The sequence below is a fragment of the Sphingomonas rhamnosi genome (assembly GCF_036663615.1).
GTDB lineage: Bacteria > Pseudomonadota > Alphaproteobacteria > Sphingomonadales > Sphingomonadaceae > Sphingomonas.
Window position 1 is genome coordinate 990,477 of record NZ_JAXOJJ010000001.1, and the last position, 20,274, is coordinate 1,010,750.

20 protein-coding genes are annotated in these 20,274 nt (G+C 67.9%); 11 read left to right on the forward strand and 9 right to left on the reverse strand.

Going from position 1 to position 20,274, the window contains the following annotated elements; all coding sequences use genetic code 11:
- Window position 1 precedes the first annotated feature (1 nt).
- Window positions 2–1,396, forward strand: coding sequence for a Tol-Pal system beta propeller repeat protein TolB (gene tolB, locus U1701_RS04915; RefSeq protein ID WP_332781452.1), 1,395 nt, complete (start codon window positions 2–4; stop codon window positions 1,394–1,396).
- A 48-nt stretch (window positions 1,397–1,444) separates the two neighbouring features.
- A complete protein-coding gene (gene pal / locus U1701_RS04920) occupies window positions 1,445–1,972 on the forward strand; it encodes a peptidoglycan-associated lipoprotein Pal (RefSeq protein ID WP_332781393.1) in 528 nt (175 codons plus the stop codon).
- A gap of 100 nt (window positions 1,973–2,072) precedes the next feature.
- Here the strand turns inward: pal and U1701_RS04925 are convergent, their stop codons facing one another.
- From U1701_RS04925 to U1701_RS04935, 3 genes are all read right to left on the reverse strand, one after another.
- Window positions 2,073–2,927, reverse strand: a complete 855-nt coding sequence (locus tag U1701_RS04925; protein ID WP_332781394.1) for a S1/P1 nuclease — start codon at window positions 2,925–2,927, stop codon at window positions 2,073–2,075.
- Window positions 2,928–3,061: 134 nt separating this feature from the next.
- A complete protein-coding gene (locus U1701_RS04930; protein ID WP_332781453.1) occupies window positions 3,062–3,973 on the reverse strand; it encodes an isoaspartyl peptidase/L-asparaginase family protein in 912 nt (303 codons plus the stop codon).
- A 10-nt stretch (window positions 3,974–3,983) separates the two neighbouring features.
- Entirely contained in the window at window positions 3,984–5,159 is a 1,176-nt protein-coding gene (locus U1701_RS04935; protein ID WP_332781395.1) for an acyltransferase family protein, read from the reverse strand.
- Window positions 5,160–5,217: 58 nt separating this feature from the next.
- Here U1701_RS04935 and ispG point away from each other — a divergent pair, with 58 nt between their 5' ends.
- Entirely contained in the window at window positions 5,218–6,345 is a 1,128-nt protein-coding gene (gene ispG / locus U1701_RS04940; protein ID WP_332781396.1) for a flavodoxin-dependent (E)-4-hydroxy-3-methylbut-2-enyl-diphosphate synthase, read from the forward strand.
- Here ispG and U1701_RS04945 read toward each other — a convergent pair whose 3' ends face one another.
- Window positions 6,346–6,564, reverse strand: coding sequence for a hypothetical protein (locus U1701_RS04945; RefSeq protein ID WP_332781397.1), 219 nt, complete (start codon window positions 6,562–6,564; stop codon window positions 6,346–6,348).
- 144 nt (window positions 6,565–6,708) lie between these two features.
- Between U1701_RS04945 and U1701_RS04950 the strand changes: the two genes are divergently transcribed.
- The 3 genes from U1701_RS04950 to U1701_RS04960 are packed head-to-tail and all read left to right on the forward strand — an operon-like array spanning window position 6,709 to window position 8,780.
- The gene (locus U1701_RS04950) at window positions 6,709–7,359 is read left to right on the forward strand and encodes a YoaK family protein (protein WP_332781398.1); all 651 of its coding nucleotides are present in this window, start codon (window positions 6,709–6,711) and stop codon (window positions 7,357–7,359) included.
- A 60-nt stretch (window positions 7,360–7,419) separates the two neighbouring features.
- Window positions 7,420–8,307: a DMT family transporter gene (locus tag U1701_RS04955; RefSeq protein WP_332781399.1), complete on the forward strand. Its 888-nt coding sequence runs from the start codon at window positions 7,420–7,422 to the stop codon at window positions 8,305–8,307.
- Complete coding sequence (locus U1701_RS04960; RefSeq protein WP_332781400.1) at window positions 8,304–8,780, forward strand: GNAT family N-acetyltransferase; 477 nt, start codon at window positions 8,304–8,306, stop codon at window positions 8,778–8,780. The genes U1701_RS04955 and U1701_RS04960 overlap by 4 nt, the downstream gene beginning before the upstream one ends.
- Before the next feature lie 111 nt (window positions 8,781–8,891).
- Here U1701_RS04960 and U1701_RS04965 read toward each other — a convergent pair whose 3' ends face one another.
- The 4 genes from U1701_RS04965 to U1701_RS04980 form a co-directional block, all read right to left on the reverse strand.
- Window positions 8,892–9,542: a TIGR02466 family protein gene (locus U1701_RS04965; RefSeq protein ID WP_332781401.1), complete on the reverse strand. Its 651-nt coding sequence runs from the start codon at window positions 9,540–9,542 to the stop codon at window positions 8,892–8,894.
- A gap of 4 nt (window positions 9,543–9,546) precedes the next feature.
- Complete coding sequence (ppa, locus tag U1701_RS04970) at window positions 9,547–10,125, reverse strand: inorganic diphosphatase (RefSeq protein ID WP_332781402.1); 579 nt, start codon at window positions 10,123–10,125, stop codon at window positions 9,547–9,549.
- 76 nt (window positions 10,126–10,201) lie between these two features.
- Entirely contained in the window at window positions 10,202–12,115 is a 1,914-nt protein-coding gene (locus U1701_RS04975) for a M61 family metallopeptidase (protein WP_332781403.1), read from the reverse strand.
- A gap of 181 nt (window positions 12,116–12,296) precedes the next feature.
- Window positions 12,297–12,938: a DUF1345 domain-containing protein gene (locus U1701_RS04980; protein ID WP_332781404.1), complete on the reverse strand. Its 642-nt coding sequence runs from the start codon at window positions 12,936–12,938 to the stop codon at window positions 12,297–12,299.
- Between the two features lie 49 nt (window positions 12,939–12,987).
- Here U1701_RS04980 and hisS point away from each other — a divergent pair, with 49 nt between their 5' ends.
- The 5 genes from hisS (at window position 12,988) to U1701_RS05005 (ending at window position 18,241) form a co-directional block, all read left to right on the forward strand.
- Window positions 12,988–14,232, forward strand: a complete 1,245-nt coding sequence (gene hisS, locus U1701_RS04985; protein ID WP_332781405.1) for a histidine--tRNA ligase — start codon at window positions 12,988–12,990, stop codon at window positions 14,230–14,232.
- A gap of 130 nt (window positions 14,233–14,362) precedes the next feature.
- Complete coding sequence (prfA, locus tag U1701_RS04990; protein ID WP_332781406.1) at window positions 14,363–15,433, forward strand: peptide chain release factor 1; 1,071 nt, start codon at window positions 14,363–14,365, stop codon at window positions 15,431–15,433.
- A gap of 109 nt (window positions 15,434–15,542) precedes the next feature.
- On the forward strand, window positions 15,543–16,358 hold the full coding sequence (gene prmC, locus U1701_RS04995) for a peptide chain release factor N(5)-glutamine methyltransferase (protein ID WP_332781407.1): 816 nt from the start codon (window positions 15,543–15,545) through the stop codon (window positions 16,356–16,358).
- A gap of 267 nt (window positions 16,359–16,625) precedes the next feature.
- Complete coding sequence (locus U1701_RS05000) at window positions 16,626–17,675, forward strand: DUF4167 domain-containing protein (protein ID WP_332781408.1); 1,050 nt, start codon at window positions 16,626–16,628, stop codon at window positions 17,673–17,675.
- 137 nt (window positions 17,676–17,812) lie between these two features.
- On the forward strand, window positions 17,813–18,241 hold the full coding sequence (locus U1701_RS05005) for a CBS domain-containing protein (protein ID WP_332781409.1): 429 nt from the start codon (window positions 17,813–17,815) through the stop codon (window positions 18,239–18,241).
- Between the two features lie 5 nt (window positions 18,242–18,246).
- Here the strand turns inward: U1701_RS05005 and U1701_RS05010 are convergent, their stop codons facing one another.
- Window positions 18,247–19,722 (reverse strand): lipopolysaccharide biosynthesis protein, encoded by a 1,476-nt coding sequence (locus U1701_RS05010; RefSeq protein WP_332781410.1) that lies wholly within the window; start codon window positions 19,720–19,722, stop codon window positions 18,247–18,249.
- Window positions 19,723–20,274: the final 552 nt, after the last annotated feature.

Genomic DNA, 20,274 nt, shown 5'->3' on the forward strand with positions numbered 1-20,274 from the left:
TATGATTCGTTTCAGCATGATCGCCGCCCTCGCGGGTCTCTCGCTCTCGGCGCCCGCCTTCGCGCAGGACGCCGCGCCGCCGCCGCTCGACCCGCAAGCCGCACCCACCGATGCCGCCGCCGCGCAAGGTTCGGCGCCGCTCGAAGTGTCGGTCACCGGCGGCATCTCCGCGCCGATGCCGATCGCGATCCCGGCGATGCCGACCACGGCAGTGGTCTCGACCCCCGCCGGGTCGACCGACGTTCTCGGGCGCCAGCTCGCCGAGATCGTCAACACCGACCTGCGCAATTCCGGGTTGTTCACGCCGCTCAGCCCCGGGCAGCTGCGCCCGATCGCCTATCCCGAAGTCACCGCCCCCGGGTTCGACTATTGGGGCGGCACCGGCGCGCAGGCGCTGGTCCAGGGATTCGTCCGCGCCAATGGCGACGGCAACCTCACCGTCGGCTGCTATCTGTACGACGTGTTCTCGAAGGTCGAACTGACCCGCCAGGGCTTCGTCGTCTCGCCGTCCGACTGGCGCCGCGCCGGGCATAAATGCGCCGACATGGTCTATACGCGGCTGACCGGCGAGGGCGCCTATTTCGACAGCCGCGTGGTCTACGTCTCCGAAACCGGCCCCAAGGGACGCCGGATCAAGCGGCTCGCGATCATGGACCAGGACGCGGCCAACCACCGCTTCCTGACCAACGGCCAGTCGATCGTGCTGACCCCGCGCTTCGCGCCGAACCAGCAGTCGATCGTGTACATGAGCTACGTCAACGATCGCCCGGCGATCTATGTCTACGACATCGGCTCGGGCAAGCAGCGGCTCGTCGTCGCCAATGCGAGCCTGACCTTCGCGCCGCGCTTCTCGCCCGACGGGCGCAACATCCTGTTCTCGATGGCGCAGGGCGGCAACACCGATGTCTACCGCGTGTCGTCGCAAGGGGGCGCGCCGCAGCGCCTGACCAACTCGCCCGGCATCGACACTGGCGGCAGCTATTCGCCCGACGGCTCCAGAATCGTGTTCGAGAGCGATCGCTCGGGCGGGCAGCAGCTGTATGTGATGAACGCCGACGGCTCGAACCAGCAGCGGATCAGCTTCGGCGGCGGCCGCTATGCGACCCCGGTGTGGAGCCCGCGCGGCGATCTGATCGCGTTCACCAAGCTCGGCGGCGGCTTCCGCATCGGCATCATGAGCCCCAGCGGCGGCGGCGAGAAGCTGCTGACCGACGACTGGCAGGACGAGGGGCCGAGCTGGTCGCCCAATGGCCGCGTGATCAACTTCTACCGTTCGGGTCGCGGCAGCGGCGGCAAGGCGGATCTCTGGTCGGTCGATCTGACCGGGGTCAACGAACGCAAGATTCCGACCCCGCTCGACGGATCGGATCCGGCCTGGGGTCCGCTGCGCCCGTAAATCTGTTACCGGGGGTGCGAACGGGGCCATCACTACGGGAGAATGCGAATGTCCAGATTTACCAACACGCTGCTCGCGGCGACTGCGCTGCTCGCGGTTGCCGGCTGCGCCAAGAAGCGCCCGCCGGTGCTGCCGCCGGCACCCGTCGACAGCGGCGCGACGGATCAGGGCAACGGTAGCGGTATGGGCGATTCGGCGAACGGTGCGGTCGTGCCGGGCTCGAACGCCGACTTCCAGCGCTCGGTCCAGTCGAACACGGTCAATTTCGCGCTCGACATGTACGACATCGATTCGACCGCCCGCGCGATCCTCGACAGCCAGGCGCAGTGGCTGGCGCGCTATCCGAACGTGCGGATCACGATCGAGGGCCATGCCGACGAGCGCGGCACGCGCGAATACAACCTCGCTTTGGGCGACCGCCGTGCCAATGCGACCAAGAACTATCTCGCCGCCAAGGGCGTGCCGTCGGAGCGGATGACGACGATCAGCTACGGCAAGGAACGCCCGGTGGCGATGGGCTCGGACGATCAGAGCTGGGCGGCGAACCGCCGCGCCGTGACGGTGGTGCTGAACTAGTTCGTCGTCGCCGTTCCCCCGCGCAGGCGCGGGTCCAGGAGTCACGCGCGATATCGCATGTGGCCCCGGGCTCCCGCTTTCGTGGGAGGACGGCGCCGCGTTACCCCAGCGCTTCGTCGAGCAGCTTCGCCAGCCGAATCCCGCCGCGACGGACCTCTTCGCGCGACACCGGCGCCATCTTCGCGATCGTCGTCTCGTCCAGCTTCGCGCGCGCCGGCACCGGCCCGCAGCCGTCGCCGCCGATCGCCGCCGCATAGGCGGTGCGCGAGACCTGCCAGCCTTCGCGGCTCCAGTCGGTGACATTCCCCTTGCCGACCCGCGCGCGCTCGGCCGCGGGATAGCGTCGCACCAACGACGGCGGCGTCGAGATCGCGCGCTCGGCGAGCGGCCCGTCCCAGATCGAATGCAGGTTGAACCGCGGCGGGCCATAGATGCCGTAATCCGCCTTCAGGTCGTTGCCGCCCTTGTCGTTGCGGTCCCCGGCGTGGAGCGGCTGGTGCAGATCGCCGACGAAGTGGATCAGGAACGCCAGCGCCTCGACGCGCGCCTTGGGGGCCGTGGCCTTGTTGCGCAGCAGCTTTACGTCGCGCTCGATCTGCACCGACACGCAGTCGCCGTCCTTGCAACTCGGCGTCAGGTCGAACGGCGCGCAGACGTCGGCGTCCTGGAAGTGCCAGTTATACGCATAGCCGAAGCGCGGCTTGCCCGCGGCGTTCTTCAGCGGCTTGATGCAGTCGGCCCAGACGCTGGCGTCCTCGATGGTGCCGGCGGGGCATTCGGGGGTTTCGAGCAGCGCCTGTTTTGCCAGGATCCGCCGGATCGCGGTCTTGGTGCGCGGCGTGACGTTGGCATAGGCGATCTGCGCGATCGTCTGGTGGCCATATTCCCAATAGGCCCGGGCCGGGCTGGTGGCGACGAGCGCGAGCAGCGCGGCGGGCAAAACGATACGGAGCATGGGTGGGCCCTAGCGTGCTAATATCTCTACGTCATGCCGGACTTGTTCCGGCATCCATGGTGCCGCGAATCCCCAGCGTTCGATTACGCGGCACGATGGACCCCGGAACAAGTCCGGGGTGACGGTGTACGTCACTAATCGTCTCCGTAGATCGCGACCTCGCGCACGCCGCGCGAATCGGCCCGCCCACGGTTCATCCCCGGCGTCGTGAAGTGCCACGCCGCGCTCCCGTCCGTGCCTGCGACGATCACCCCGCCGGTACCGCCGAGGTCGGTCACCTCCGCCATCACCGCCGCCGCCGCGGTGGCGATGTCCTCGCCCAGCAACCGCACCTGTGCCGCGATCGCATGGCCGACGCCGACGCGCAGGAAGAACTCGCCCGACCCGGTGCACGACACCGCGCAGGCCTCGTCCGCCCAGGTCCCCGCACCGATCATCGGCGAATCGCCGATCCGGCCCCAGCGCTTGCCGGTTACGCCACCGGTCGAGGTCGCGGCGGCGACATGGCCGTCGGCGTCGCAGGCCACCGCGCCGACCGTGCCGTATTTCATGCCGACGTCGAACGTGTCGCCGCTCGCCTGCAGCTCGGCGAACTGGCGGCGGCGCTCGTCGGTCGCGAACCAGTCCTGGTCCGCCTGTTCGACACCCCGCTCCAGCGAAAACGCATCCGCGCCCTTGCCCGCGAGCAGCACGTGCCGCCCGTCCTCCATCACCGCGCGGGCGAGCGCCACCGGATTGCGCGTAGCGCTGACCTGCGCCACCGCGCCCGCCGCGCGCGTCGCGCCGTCCATGATCGCGGCGTCGAGCTCGATTCCGCCGTCATGCGTGAACACCGCGCCGCGCCCCGAATTGAAGTGCGGATCGTCCTCCAGCGTCTTCACCGCCGCCTCGACCGCGTCCACCGCGGAGCCCCCCGCGGCAAGCACTGCCGACCCCGCATCGAGCGCCCGCGCAAGGCCTTCGCATGCGCCGGCATGTTGCGCCGGGGTTAGCGTCTCGCGCGTCAGGCGGCCGGCGCCGCCATGGATCATCAGCGTCCAGGTCATGGTCATGCTTTCACAGGATGGTGGGGGATCGGCGCAGATGCCGCCGCAACCCGATCAGCGGGCGGCCCAGCGGGATCCGTCGGCCGATCCGATAGAACAGGACGCAGCCGATCACCGTCGTTGCCAGGATCAGCGCGAACTCCGCCCACCCCGGCAGCCCGGCGCCGAGCAGCGCGTACATCGCCAGCACGATGATCGTCTGGTGGACGATGTAGAAGGGAAACACCGCCTCGGTCAGCATCGGTCGCAGCCGGTGGTCGCGGTTCCAGTAGATCTCGGCGATCCCGATCAGTGCGACGATCGCGCCCCATTGCTCCAGCGCATGCGCGACGCCGTAGGGCGCATAGGCCCAGCGCGGCGGGCCGCTGTCGGCGGGCCAGTACAGCTCGACCCCGATGACGACGCCATAGCCGAGCACCGCGACCACCGCCGCGACCTTCCACCAGCGCGCGATCGCCGCCATCGCCGGTTCCGACCGCGCGAGGCCGAAGCCGAACAGGAAGGCGGGGAAATAGGTGACGTGCGCGACCCAGTCGCCGAACAGCGCCTGGCTCTCGCCGACCATCCGGAACCACCAGCCATGGACGAACACGAGCCACGCGGCGGGCAGCACCAGCACCAGGACGCCGCCGAACACCCGGTCGAACGCGCGCTGCAGCCAGGGCCCGCGCACCACCGCCACGCCGATCGTCAGCGCGACCGTGTAGACCCACAGATAGACCACGAACCACAGATGGTTCCAGCTCGGCAGCGCCAGCCCGCCGAGCGTTCCGAAGCGGAAATAGTCGCGCGTCCAGAACGTCCAGTAATCGGCGGTATAGCCGTGCTTGGTGACCAGCTCGACCCAGGGCTGCGGCGGTACGATCACCACGATTCCGAACGCCAGCGGCACCAGCAGCCGGTAACAGCGGTTGCCGAAGAACCGCGCGACGCTCGATCGCGCCAACAGCGCGCGGCTCGCATAGCCCGACACCACGAACAGCAACGTCAGCCGCCACGCATTGGTCGCGAGCATCGGCAGCGTCGCCCAGTCCTCGACATGGAGCGACTTCACGTGGAAATTCCACGGCACGAACACCATCCCGACATGATAGACGATCAGCAGCGCGAACGCGCCGATCCGCAGCCAGTCCATGCCGAAATGCCGGTGGCGCGCCGGGCGGAGGGGGACGGGGGCCGCAATCATCGCGCGATCGGTAGCGTCCTGACTTTGAACCGCAACCCGCGACTGCTATATGGCGGCCATGTCCATTCGTCCCTGGCGCGACATCGTCCGCCGCAAGAGCCGCCAGATCATGGTGGGGAACGTCCCCGTCGGCGGCGACGCGCCGGTCACCGTGCAGACGATGACCAACACCCCGACCGACGACGTCAAGGCGACGGTCGACCAGATCCGTCGCTGCGAAGACGCGGGTGTCGACATCATCCGGGTGTCCTGCCCCGACATCGAATCCACCGCGGCGCTGAAGCAGATCGTCCGCGCGAGCCGCGTGCCGATCGTCGCCGACATCCATTTCCACTACAAGCGCGCCCTCGAAGCTGCCGACGCCGGTGCCGCCTGCCTGCGCATCAACCCCGGCAATATCGGCTCGGCAAGCCGCGTGAAGGAAGTCGTCGACGCCGCCAAGGCGAATGGCTGCGCGATCCGCATCGGCGTCAACGGCGGCAGCCTAGAGCGCCACCTGCTCGAAAAATACGGCGAGCCATGCCCCGACGCGCTGGTCGAATCCGCGATGGATCATATCAAGCTGTTGCAGGACCATGACTTCCACGAGTTCAAGGTCGCGGTGAAGGCGTCCGACCTGTTCCTCGCGGTCGCCGCCTATCAGCAGCTCGCCGAACAGGTCGATTGCCCGCTGCACCTGGGCATCACCGAAGCCGGCGGGTTCGTCGGCGGCACGGTGAAGTCAGCGATCGGCATGGGCAGCCTGCTCTGGTACGGCATCGGCGACACCATCCGCGTGTCGCTGTCGGCCGAGCCCGAGGACGAGGTCCGCGTCGGCTTCGAGATCCTCAAGGCGCTCGGCATCCGCAATCGCGGCGTCCGCGTCGTCAGCTGCCCGAGCTGCGCGCGCCAGGGCTTCGACGTGATCCGCACCGTCCAGGCGCTGGAGGAACGCCTCCAGCACATCCGCACGCCGATGAGCCTCAGCGTGCTCGGCTGCGTCGTCAACGGCCCCGGCGAAGCGCGCGAGACCGATATCGGCATCACCGGCGGCGGCGCGGGCAAGCACATGGTCTATCTGGCGGGCGTCACCGACCACCACATCGCCGACGCCGGCATGGTCGACCACATCGTCCAGCTGGTCGAGGCAAAGGCCGCCGAGATCGAAGCGGCGGACGCGGTAGCGCTGGCGGCGGTCGCCGCCTGATCAGTCCTCGGACCGCGCCCGCCGCGCGCGGCCCGAGGTGTGAACCAGCACCGCGGTCGACAGCAATATCCCCGACACCAGCGCCCCGATCGACAGGATCCCACCGCTCGTGATCTTGACGGACGCGGACATTCCGCCGCGGCGTCCGAACCGGATCGCGGCCTTGGCCCGGTGGACCGGCGGGTGCGCCAACGCGGCTGGCAACAGGTCTTGTGTCATGCGCTTCCAACGCCCCCGGCGTGCGCGGAGTTCAGATCGGGGACGATGGCGGAATATCCGGGTTAGGCGGGGGCTGCCAATCCATTTTCGATCGCCGCCGGAATAACGCTGTCGGTTTCGCGGTCACCGCTTAAGCTTCCGGCGATGCGCCGCTACCAACAGCCGCACCGGTTGCTCGCGATCGGTCTCGCGATCCTCGCCGGATTCGTCGATGCGCTCGGCTTCCTCGAACTACGCGGCATGTTCGTGTCGTTCATGAGCGGCAATTCGACGCGGATGGCGGTCGGCGCCGCGACCTCGGTGCACGGCAGCCTCTTCGCCGGCGGGCTGATCGCGGCGTTCGTCATCGGCGTAATGGCGGGAACCGGGGCGGGTGCGATCGGCGGGCGTTGGCGCAAGCCCGCCGTGCTCGCGCTCGTCTCCGTTTTGCTGACGCTTGCGAGCCTGGTCGAGACGGTGATTGCGCAGTCTGCGGCAGCGACCTTGCTGATGGCGTCCGCGATGGGCGCGGCGAACGCGGTGTTCCAGCGCGACGGCGAGGTGAGCGTGGGGGTGACCTATATGACGGGAACGCTGGTCAAGATCGGCCAGCATCTCGCCGTCGCCTGTTCCGGAGGACCGCGGCTGGGGTGGGTGCCCTATCTCCTGCTGTGGCTGGGCCTGATGGTCGGCGCGGTCGCGGGCGCGACGGTCTATCCGTTGTTCGGCCTGGACGCGTTGTGGAATGCGGTGGCGAGCGCGGCGTTGCTGACCATCTATGCTGCCCGGCTGGGGCCATTGCCCGCAAGCGGTTGAAGCCTCGTCCTGGCGACGGCCGGGCGTGACGCCCGGTCCGCGTCCGGCTAAGCGGCTCGCGTGACCCGTCCCGCCACCGCCTTCACTATCGCTGCGATCGGCATCGCCAGCTATTCGGCGATGGACGCGCTGATGAAGGGCATGGCGATCGTCAGCGGCGCGTACAGCGCGGTGCTGTGGCGGTCGCTGGCAGGCGTCGTGCTGCTCGCGCCGATCTTCGTGGCACGCGGCAAAGCGCTCCCGGGTCGCGCGGCGATGAGTCTGCATATTGCGCGCGGGGTCGTCGGCGGGCTGTCGGTGCTGCTGTTCTTCTGGGGGCTGGTGCGCGTGCCGATGGCGCAGGGCGTCGCGCTGACCTTCCTCGCGCCGCTGATCGCGCTGTTCCTCGCCGCGGTGGTGCTCGGCGAGACGATCGCGCGCGGCGCGATTCTCGGGTCGCTGGTCGCCAGCCTGGGCGTGCTGGCGATCGCCGCGGGACAGGTCCAGGCGCAGGCCTCGACCGACACCGTGCTCGGCTCGGTCGCGATCGTCGTCGCCTCGATCCTCTATGCCGGCAGCCTGATCCTGCTGCGGCGCCAGGCGCAGGTCGCGGACCCGCTCGAGGTCGCGCTGTTCACCAGCATCGTGCTGTCCGCGCTGCTGCTGATCGGCGCGCCGTGGTTCGCCGCCGTGCCCGATGTCGCGCGCCTGCCCGAAATTTTTGGCGCGGCCGCGCTCGGCTCGGTGTCCGCGGTGCTGCTCGCCTGGGCCTATGGCCGCGCCGAGGCGCAGGTGCTGGCGCCGGTCGAATATACCGCGTTCGTCTGGTCGGCGCTGCTCGGCTGGCTGGTGTTCGACGAACGCGTGTCGGGCTGGACGGTCGGCGGCGCTCTGCTCATCATCACCGGATCGCTGGCCGCCCTGCGCGGCAAGCCGATGCCGATTCCCCCGACCGAGGCGGCTGCATGACCCTGATCCGATCCGCGACCGCGGCCGACGTGCCGACGATCCTGCGCTTCGTCCGCGACCTCGCCGAATTCGAACGCGAGCCGGATGCCGTGGAGGCGACCGAGGCGATGCTGACCGACGCGCTGTTCGGCGCGACCCCCGCCGCCGAGGCGGTGATCGCCGACGGACCGCAGGGCCCGGTCGGCTTCGCGCTGTTCTTCCATAATTTCTCGACGTGGAAGGGGCGGCGTGGGCTGTATCTGGAGGATCTGTACGTGACGCCCGAGGCGCGCGGGGCCGGTGTCGGCGCGGCGTTGCTGCGGCATCTGGCGGGGCTGGCGCTCGATCGCGGCTGTGCGCGGTTCGAATGGTCGGTGCTCGACTGGAACGAGGGCGCGATCCGATTCTATCGGGCGCTGGGCGCGGTCGGGCAGGAGGAATGGACCGTGCAGCGCGTCGATGGTGACGCGCTGCACGCGCTCGCGGGGCGGTGATACGCGGTATCCTATCCATCCGTCATCCCAGCGAAGGCTGGGATCTCCCGAGGCAGGCGCGGGTCAGGAGCCGCGTGAGACCCCAGCCTGCGCCGGGGTGACTGATTAGTATCAGCCGGTCACGTCGATGTTCATCGCAATCGCTATGCGGTCGCCGGTCCCGCCATGCGGTCGTACGCCGTGGCGCAGCCAGGCGGGAAACAGCACCAGGTCGCCCGCTCTGGTCGGCATCCGGTGCTCGACCGGCTGCGGCTGCCCGTCGATCCCGCGGAGGCGAAAGCCCGGCATCCGCATGAACGGGACCGGGAAGCGCGGATCCTCGAAGAACAGCTCGCCGCCTTCCGATCCGGGTTCGCCCATGTCGACATAATAGACGGCGGCCCACAGCACCCCGGGATGCGCGTGGCTCATGTTGAGCGCGCCGGGCGGCGAGACGTTCGCCCACATCTTGACGGTCCATTCGAGCGCGTTCGCGTCGCGCCCTTCGAAATGCGAACAGCGCTTGGCCATCTTCACCGCGGTGTCGGCTAGCGCGGCGGCGGCGGGGCCGCCCCAGTCGAGCATGTCGGTGGCCGAATGCCAGCCACCGATATTGGAGCGCGACAGGCTCGGCACGGCGGCATGCCGCGCGCGGATCGCATCGCGCAGCGCGGCGGTCATCGCGTCGGCGTCGGCCAGCCGCCCGTGCAGGATCGGCGTCTCGAACAGTCCGACCTGTTCCGCGCGGACGCGGATGCCGTCGAAGGGCCGAGACGCCGTCACCCGATCAGCGCCCTGCGGCGTCGTCCGCGTCCATCGGCTCTTCGCCCTTGGCCTTTTCGGCCTCGTAGCGCTCGATCGCCTCGACGGTGACGCGCTTGGCCTCTTCGGCGTCGCCCCACTTGCCGACGCGGACCCATTTCTTCTTCTCCAGGTCCTTATAGTGGGTGAAGAAATGCTCGATCTGCTCGAACACGATCTCCGGCATGTCGCCGCGCTCGCCGATGTTCGCGTAATATGGGAACACCGCGTCCACCGGCACGCAGACCAGCTTCTCGTCGCCGCCAGCCTCGTCCTCGAGGTTCAGCACCGCGATCGGCCGCGCGCGCACGACGCAGCCCGGGATGAACGGCGAGCGTGCGATCACCAGCGCGTCGAGCGGATCGCCGTCGGGCGACAGCGTGTGGGGCACGAACCCGTAGTTCGCGGGGTAGCGCATCGGCGTGTGCAGGATGCGGTCGACGAACAGCGCGCCCGACGCCTTGTCAAACTCGTACTTCACCGGCTCGCCGCCGGTCGGGACCTCGATGATGACGTTCAGGTCTTCCGGGGGATTCTTTCCCGTCGGGATCAGGTCGATACGCATGGTGGTCCTTTCCGAATGTGACGATGCCGGCGCTCCGTTCGAGGGAGCGACCGGCACCGCGAGATGAGCCTCTGGATCAGCGCGGGGTCAGCAGCCGGTCCAGCCCGCCTTCGCCCGTACCGACCTTCTGCAAGCGCGGATAGCGCGGGCCATCATGGTAGTCGACCATGACGTCGCGCAGCCGGTCGCTGCTCTTTACACTAAGCCGGATCGGCTCTTTTGTTCCCTTGGCGGCGAGGATGGCGGCCTTGATACGGTCGGACGAATAGACCTCGCCATTGACCGCGACGATCTCGCTGCCGACGTCGACGCCCGCCTTGAACGCTGGGCTGCCCCAGATCGACGAGGTCACCGCGCCTTCCTTGTTGATCACCAGCCCGATCGAATAGGACAGGTCGGTACCGCGCGTCTTCTCCGCCTGCTTCATGTAGCCGGTGATCTCGGGCGTGTAGACCAGCTTGTAGCCGTTCATCGCGAAGCCGTTGATCGGTGCGGGCTGGCCGGTCTCGGTCAGGCGGGTGTTGAGGAACGTTGCCCAGTCATAGGGAACGATGCCGTTGAGCGTCGCGGCGACATCCTGGAACGTGTAGGTCAGCTCGCCATAATCGCCGTCGCGCACGCCGAAGAAGGCTTTGGCGAAATCGTCGATCGACTTGGTTCCGCCGGACTTCTGGCGGAGCATCGCGTCGACCTCCATCCAGACCATCAGGCCTTCGTTGTAATAGTCCTCCGAACGCTGCCAGCTGGTCCAGCCCTTCGGACGGCGTGCGGAGATGACGGGATCGTTGGTGGTGTCGATCAGCGGACGCCACTGGCGGCCCTGCGACGCGTCGTAATAGCCGAGGATCGATGCATAGCCGTCGAGCGTGTCCTGCTTGCTGACCAGACCCGAGCGCGCCTGCAGCACATAGCCCCAGAACTGCGTCTGGCCCTCATAGACCCACAGCAGCGAATCGCGCATCGGCATGCGGAAATCAGGCGTCCACAGGTCGGCGCCGCGGCGGAACTTGCCGTCCCAGCTGTGCGAGAACTCGTGCGGCAGCAGGTTGCGCGCAGCGGCCCCGGTTTCCCATTCGGTGAAATAGCCGGGACGCACGCCGTTCTCGGACGACCGGTGATGCTCCAGGCCGATCCCGCCGAGCTGGTCGGTGATCGACAGCAGGAACTCGTAATGATCATAATGCTGCGCGCCGAAGGTCTTGGCGGCCTGGTCGACGAGGCGCTTGTGCGCGTCGATCTGCGCCGGGGTGGCGGCGAGCTGGCCCATGCTGTCGGCGAAGACGTTGAGATCGACCTTGGGGCTCAGCGGCCAGACCTTGCCATACTTGCCCGCCAGCGTCGGCGAATCGACCAGGATCTCGTAGTTGGTCGTGTCGTAGCTGTAGACCGAGCCAGCAACCTTGGCCGGTACTGCGCCGGCCGCGGTCCAGCCGGTCGGATAGGTCACGGTCATCTTGATCGGGATCTGGCGGGTGAAATAGCCGGCCGGATAGAGGCTGACGAGATTGGGCTCGAGGCTGATCATCGTCGGCGTCATCATCACGCGGCCCTGGTCGGGCTTGGTCGCGGAGACGAACTGGAACTCAGCCACCACGGTCTTGGCACCCGCGGGCACGTCGATGTGGAAGGCAAAGACGTCGACCGGGTCGCGCGTCCACGGCACGACCTTGCCGTTGGCGCGGATCACCAAACCGGCGAGCTTCTCGATCTCGCCGCGCGGGCTATGCGCGCCGGGCAGCCATTTCGGGAACAGCAGCGCCATCGGCCCCGACTTGGCGACCGGGATGGTTTCCTTGACCCGGAAGATGCCGCGCTGGGTATCGGTCGCATCGACATCGAGCAGCAGCGTGCCAGGATAGGGCGTGTCGACCGCGTCGGGAATGGTGTCGACGAACGGCACCGGCTGCGGCGCGGTATTACCGGCGGGAACCTGGGCGAAAATCGGGGCGGCGGACGCGAGCAGGGTCGCGGTAATGAGCTTGCGGATCAAGGGCGGGACTTTCGGCAGAGAGACGATGCGGAAAGTGTAAGCGCGCGAAAGGGCAGGCGTCCAGTCCTATGCAGCGGCGGAGTCTGCGGCCAACCGTTCTCCCGCGAAGGCAGGAGTCCAGAATTAGGCCGGGTAGCGCACGCAGTTCCTGGTCCCCCGCCCTTGCGCGGGAGTGATAAGATTAGCCGCCGCCCAGCACGTTGATCGTGAACGCGACCACGCCCAGGTTGAACACGAACGCCGCCAGGCACTGGCCGGTGACGACACGGCGGACATAGGCCGAGGTGATTTCGACGTCGGAGGTCTGGAACGTCATCCCCAGCGTGAAGCTGAAGTACAGGAAGTCCCAATAATCGGGCTTGTCGCATTTGGGCACGTCGATGCCGCCGCGATCCGTGCCGTCGTCGCCGCGCATATAAAAGGTGTGGGCGTAATGCAGCGCGTACACCGTGTTCGAGAACAGCCACGCCAGCGCAAGCGTCGCGATCACCAGCACGACCGACAGCGTGTCGGTCTTGCCCTGCAGTTCCTTCGCCACCGCGACGAGCACGACGATGCTGACGGTGACGCTTAGCCCCAGCAGCAGCGCGCGGTTGGCATCATTGGCTTCTGCCGCCTTGCGCATCCCCTCCGCTTCGCTGCCCAGCAGAGTCGCGACCGATCCCAGGAAGACGACCGCGGCGACGTCGAACGCGATCATCGTGCCACGGCCGAAGCCGAAAGCCGGCACCGCCAGCGCGAGCCCTGCGATCATCACCAGGACGAACAGCACGAAACGGGGCGGCGCGATGCGCCGGCCGAGCGATTGATAAATGCCTGCCATGGCCGGGTGCTAGCGCTTCGCGGTGGCGTCGCCTAGATACGCGCGCACCATGGCAAGAACAGAAACACCGCGCCGCATCCGCGGCACCCAGGACATTTTCGGCGACGAACAGCGCCGCTTCGCACACGTCCTGTCGACCTTCGAACGCGTCCGCGCACTCTACTGCTTCCAGCGCATCGACATCCCGGTGTTCGAGAGCACCGCGGTGTTCGCGCGCTCGCTCGGCGAGACCACCGATGTCGTGTCAAAGGAGATGTATACGTTCGAGGATCGCGGCGGCGATTCGCTGACGCTGCGCCCCGAATTCACCGCCGGCATCGCGCGCGCCTATCTGACCGAAGGCTGGCAGCAATATGCACCGCTGAAGCTCACCACCAGCGGCCCGGTGTTCCGCTACGAACGTCCGCAAAAGGGGCGCTTCCGTCAGTTCCACCAGATCGATGCCGAGGTGATCGGCGCGCCCGAGCCTGCCGCCGATGTCGAGCTGCTCGTGCTCGCCGACCAGCTGCTGCGCGAGCTCGGCATTTCGGACGGCGTCACGCTGCAGCTCAACACGCTGGGCGACGCCGAGACGCGCGACGCCTGGCGCGCGGCGCTGGTCGCGCATTTCGAGGCGCACCGTGGCGAGCTGTCCGAGGACAGCCTGACCCGCCTCGACAAGAACCCGATGCGCATCCTCGATTCGAAGGATCCGCGCGACCGCCCGATCGCGGATAGCGCGCCCGATATCGACGCGTATCTGACGCCCGACGCCCGTGCGTTCTTCGACGCTGTGACGGCAGGGCTCGATGCCGCGGGCGTGGCGTGGGAACGCAACGCGCGGCTCGTACGCGGCCTCGATTACTACCGCCACACCGCGTTCGAGTTCGTCACCGACCGGCTCGGCGCGCAGGGCACGGTGCTAGCCGGCGGGCGGTATGATGGGCTGATCGGCTCGTTGGGTGGGCCGGAGACGGCGGGCGTGGGCTGGGCGGCTGGGGTCGAGCGGCTGGCCATGCTGCTCGACGAACCGGCGGTGGCTGGGATCGACGCGGTCGTGGTCCCGATGGGGGCCGATGCCGAAGTTCGCGCTACCGGTATCGTCGCCGATCTTCGCCGTGCGGGCGTCGCGGTCGAGATGGCGTACAAGGGCAAGATGAAGGCGCGGATGGCGAAGGCCGACGCGCTGGGCGCGCGCTTTGCGGTGATCCTCGGCAACGACGAGCTCGCCAAGGGTGTCGCAGCGGTCAAGGCGCTCGATACGGGTACGCAGACGGAGGTAGCGTTCGCCGACCTTGCGGCGGCGGTGCGATGAGCACACCCATGTCCCGTCATCCCAGCGAAGGCCGGGATCTCCCTGTTGGTGCGCGCAGCACCCGCCCCACAAAGATGCCAGCCTTCGCTGGCATGACGAATGTGGCGGCGTTCGCAGATGGGGGCAGGGCATGACCATCTCCCCCGACCGGATCCGCGCGATCGAGGCGCGTCGCGACGAACTCCAGGCGCAGATGTCGACCGGCGACCTCCCCTCCGACCGCTTCGTCGCGGTGTCGAAGGAATATGCCGAGCTCGAACCCGTCGCGCAGGCCGCGACCGAAGTCCGTCGCCTGCGCGCCGAGGCTGAGAGCCTGACCTTCATGACCGGCGACGCCGACGACGAGATGCGCGCAATGGCCGCCGAGGAACTCCACGCCAACGGCCAGCTGCTCGAAGCCGCCGACCGCAAGCTCGCGCTCGCGCTGCTGCCGCGCGATGCAGCCGACGAGCGCGCGGCGATGCTCGAAATCCGCGCTGGCACCGGCGGCGACGAGGCGGCGCTGTTCGCGGGCGACCTGTTCCGCATGTACCAGCGCTATGCCGAATCGCAGGGCTGGCGCGTCGAGATGATCTCGGGCTCCTCGTCCGACGCGGGCGGCTTCAAGGAAGTCGTCGCCAGCGTCACCGGGCAGGGCGTGTTCGCGAAGCTCAAGTTCGAGAGCGGCGTCCACCGCGTCCAGCGCGTCCCCGCCACCGAAGCCGGCGGCCGCATCCACACCTCCGCCGCCACCGTCGCGGTGCTGCCCGAGGCGGAGGAGGTCGACGTCAAGATCGAGGACAAGGATCTGCGGATCGATGTCTATCGCTCGTCCGGTCCCGGCGGCCAGTCGGTCAACACCACCGACAGCGCGGTGCGGATCGTCCATATCCCGACCGGGCTCACCGTGATCCAGCAGGACGAGAAGTCGCAGCACAAGAACAAGGCCAAGGCACTCCGCGTGCTGCGCACCCGGCTCTACGAACAGGAACGCGACCGGCTTCACGCGGAGCGGGCAGGCGCGCGCAAATCGATGGTCGGTTCGGGCGATCGCTCGGAGCGCATCCGCACCTACAATTTCCCGCAAGGTCGGGTGACGGATCACCGGATCAACCTGACGCTCCACCGCCTGCCCGAGATCATCACCGGCGACATGGGCGAACTGCTCGGCGCGCTCAGCGCGCAGGACGAGGCGGATCGCTTGGCGCAGCTGGACTCGTGACACGGGCTGGCACGGCAAGACCCTCCGTCAGCCCGGACTTGTTCCGGGGTCCATCGTGCCTCAGGAGCGATCGTCCGAGAGGATGGATGGATGCCGGAACACGTCCGGCATGACGGGTGAGGTGAAATCTGCGATCGCAGCGGCGGCTTCGCGCTTCGCCTTCTCCCCCACCGCGCGCCTCGACGCCGAACTCCTCCTCGCCCACGCGCTGGGCGTGGACCGCAGCGCGATCCTCATCGACCCCGACCGCTACACCGTTCCCGACACCTTTGCCGCGCTCGTCGACCGGCGCGCGCGGCACGAACCGATCGCCTATATCACCGGCACCCGCGGCTTCTGGTCGATCGACCTCGCCGTCGGTCCCGGCGCGCTCGTGCCTCGCGCCGACAGCGAGACACTGCTGCTCGCCGCGCAGGCGCATTTCGGCACCTGCGCGCCTGCAACCATCCTGGATCTCGGCACCGGCCCCGGTACATTGCTGCTCGCCGCGCTCGCCGAATGGCCCGCGCAGGGCCTGGGGGTCGAATATTCCGCCGACGCGCTCGCGTACGCCCGAGCCAACGCCGCCAGCCTCGCCATGGCCGACCGCGCCCACTTCATCCGTGGCGACTGGGCTTCGGCAATCGCCGGCCGGTTCGACCTGATCCTCGCCAATCCCCCCTATATCGGCACCGCCGAACCGCTCCCGCGCGAGGTGCAAGATCACGAACCGCACGCCGCGCTGTACGCCGGTGCGGACGGCCTTGACGATTACCGCATCCTCGCGCGCCAGCTGCCGGCGTTGATCGCGCCCGGCGGTCTCGTGGTGGTCGAGATCGGCGCGACGCAGGGCGACGCGGTCGCTGCGCTGTTCGCGGCGCAGCGGCTGACGACCGCGCTTCACCATGACCTGGGCGGCAATCCGCGTGCGATCACCGCCACTTGAACAATCGACCATGCACGCCACATTTCGCTTGTCGGACAGGCATGCCGGCCGCTATCAAGCGGGGAGGGGCACGCAATCTCGACAGTTTGTTGATCGTGAGCGTTGGCTCGCATCCTTTGCCATGAAGTCGTTCGAGTCCGGCGGCCATGGCAGGTCCGACGCCCCTTTTTGGGCGCGGCTAGGGTTCGCATCCGGTCGGGAGACCGGGGGGCGAGACCCGAAATTTGGTTTGAGGACCGAAGTTTTCTTGAACACAGGAACACCAGCTTGATCAACAACCGGCAAGCCGGCCGCCGTCGCGGTCGTGGCAACAACAATGGCGGCGGCGGTAATGGCGGCGGGGGTGGCGGTGGCCCGCGTCAGGGCGGCGGTGGCGGCCAGCGCGATACCGGCAACCGTATCGACAGCCGCGCGCGCGGCAATGCGACCCAATTGTACGAGAAGTACAAGAATCTGGCGCGCGACGCGCAGATGCAGGGCGATCGCGTCAACATCGAATATTATCTCCAGTTCGCGGATCATTATTTCCGCGTGCTGAGCGAGCAGCGCACCCGGCTCGAGGAGAGCCAGCCGCAGCACGCGCCGCGGCCGCGCATCCAGCAGCCCTTCGATATCAACGGCGACGACGATTACGCCGACGAGGGCGAACCGATCCGCGCCGGCGAGCAGCAAGGCGGCGAGGCCAACGGCCATCAGCCGCGCCAGGATCGCGACGAGCGTCCGCGCTACGATTCGCAGCGCGGCGAGAAGCGCGACGACCGCCAGCGTGACGACCGTCCGCGTGATGACCGTCCGCGCGGCGAGCCCCGCCAGAATCGCGATGAGCAGCCGCGCAACGAAGCGCGTAACGAGGGCCGCGACGAGCAGCCCCGCGACAACACGCGCGACACGCAGGGCGATCCGCAAGGCAATTCGCAGCGCGATACGCAGGTGCGTGAGCCACGTGGCGAATATCGCGATGCACAGCCCCGGGCGCCGCGCGCACCGCGAACGCCCGCGCGCGCTGACGCGGAAGCCGCTGAGCCGTCGCTCCCCCTGACCGCCGGACCCGCCAACGACCAGCCCGATCTGGTCGAAGCCGCCACCGCGCCGGTCGAGGAAAAGCCGCGCCGCCGGGGCCGCCCGCCGCGCGATCGCAGCGCCGAGGAGGCCGCACCGGTTTCCGCCGGCGCCGACGCCGACCGGTTGCCGGCGTCGCTCGGGATCAGCGCGTCGTCTGCACCCGCACCTGCGCCCGCGGCGACCAACGACGAAGGCGAGGAAAAGCCCCGCCGCCGTCGCCTCCGCGCCGCGTCGAGCGACGTTCAGGCCGGCTGACCGCACCGCCTGAATGGTCCAAAAGCCCGGTGTCGCCCTGCGCGATGCCGGGCTTTTTCGTGACCGCTTCCCTTCGCCCGCCAAACATGATTGTCTCCCCTCGGCGCGATAGACGCCAGGCAGAGCGGAGAGCGGAGATGACGATCGCGGCGATCTTGCAGACCAAGGGCGGCGACGTGCTGTCGCTCGCGCCCGACGACACGCTGATGCAGGCGGTGGCGTTGCTCGCGGAAAACCGCATCGGTGCGGCGCCGGTGGTCGAGCATGGCGCGGTCATCGGGATCTTCTCCGAACGCGACGTCATCCACTGCCTGAAGGCCGATGGTGCCGCGGCGCTCGACCAGCCGGTGCGGGCGGTGATGACCGCTCCGGTCCGCTCGGTCGGCCGCGACGAACCGGTGATCGGCGCGCTCTCGCTGATGTCGCGGCAGCGCATCCGGCATCTGCCGGTGATAGATGGCGAGCGGCTGATCGGCTTCGTCTCGATCGGCGATCTCGTCAAATACCGGATCGACCGGATCGAGGCCGATGCCGCTGCGATGCGCGACTATATCCAGTCGGTCTAGCCGGCTTAGGCTGGCACCGGACGCTTGCGCACGATCGCGATCAGTTCGCGCACCGCCGGGCGTGAGAAGACCAGCATCCAGCCGCCATAGACCAGCGCGCCCACGATCACGAGCACCCCGAGCCGCACCCCCACCGCGATCGGCGGCAGCGCATCGTCGACCAGCCCCACCACCAGCGCCATGCCGATCGCCGCCAGCGTCGGCGACGCGACCGCATCGACCACGTCGCGAAGGCCTGCGCCGATCACCGGGAGGGATCGCCAAGCGCTGATGGCCAGATACAGCGGGTAGGCCGCGATCCACGCGAGCCCCATACCGGTCGGGCCCCATTGCACGCCGACCAGGAACGCGGTGCCGAGGATCGCGGCGCCATAGGCACCGTTGCGCACGCCGATCCCCGGCCGCCCGCGCGCATCGCACGCCGGGGTCAACAGCACCTGCAGCGTCATGAACGGCATCGCCAGCGCGAGCAGGTGCACGACCTGCGCGGTCTCGCGCCACTTCTCGCCGAGCACGGTCAGCACCAGCGGCTCGGCGGTCGCCGCGAGCCCGAGATAGAAGGGCATCGCCACCACCATCACGATCCGCACCGCGCGGACGAACGCGCGCGCGATCGCATCGGTATCGGCCTGCATCCGAGCATAGGCGGAGAAGGCGACCTCGTTGAGCGGCGGCACGAACTTGGCGACGAAGATCTGCGTCAGGAACAGGCTGGTCGTGTAGATCCCCAGCATGTGCGGCGAAAAGCTGCGCCCGGCGATGAACACGTCGACCTGGCTCTGCAGGAACCAGAACAGCTGCCCCGCGGCCATCACGCCGCCATAGCGCGCGATTCCTCCCGCGCCGCGAAAGTCAAAGCTTGGCCATACCAGCGATCGCGCGCTCCACGTCATCATCGCACCGCGCACGCCGAACAGCACGATCGGCGCGATAACCAGCGTCCACACCCCGAGCCCATAGAGCGCGCCGCCGAGCGCCGTACTCGCGCTGGCGATCGACGCGACGATGTTCGCCTTGGCCTGGTGGCGGAAATCCATCGCGCGCGACAGCAGCGCATAGGGCAGCGCAATGAACGGAGTCGTGAGGTACAGCAACGCCTGCACCCGCAGCATATCGCCGACGATCGGTTGCCGGTAATAGGCTGAGGCCAGGGGCGCGAGCACCAGCAACTGCGCGAGCGCGAGCCCACCGTTGAGCACGATCAGCATCCCGAACAGCTGCCGCACCTCGCGCGCGCTGATCTCCTTCTGCTGGATCAGTCCGCTCGCCAGCCCATAGCCGTTGAGCATCGCCATGAAGGTCAGCACCACCTGGCACATCGCGAACAGGCCGTAGTCGGACGGCGCCAGGATGCGGATCACCAGGAAGGTGGCGGCCCATTGTACGAGCTGCGACAGGATCTGGCTGCCCGAGCGCCAGATTACGGCGCTGCGGACCTGCGTAGCCAGCGTATCCCCGGCGGGCGCCACCGGATCAGGCATAACGGGAGAGGGCGCGATGGGAGCGGGGCTATCCATGGGCGACGCCTGTAGCGCAGGGGCGCTTCACAAGCGCTTAAGAACGCCGGTCCGCGGGTTTGACCAAAAAATGCAACGGAACTGCAAAAAAGCCGTTGACCGACCGGGCTACCCCACCTAGATGGGTGTCACCGCAGCGGACGGCCTCACGGTTTCTTCGCTGCAGTCGCAAACATCATCGGCGCTCAAGACCTTCTGAAAGGGAGGTTGACCGAGCGTCGGGTATTTTTGTCGGCTCTTTGACATTGTAGGTTTAGATGAAGGGACATGTGGGCGGCGGCTTGCGGTTCTCGGTGGCTTCAAGGCATCGGGTAATCGTTTAAAGCTAAGTCGTTCTCATATGTCCTTCACGTATCCATACGTAATGGACGGTCATTGTGGTGTTCGCGCTTCGGTGGTCGTCTGAAGAATATTGTGCAGAGCGGCTCCTTGAGATGAGCGGTTTGGTCGTGGAATTCCGCTGCGGCTTTATCGTGACATAAACTTGAGAGTTTGATCATGGCTCAGAATGAACGC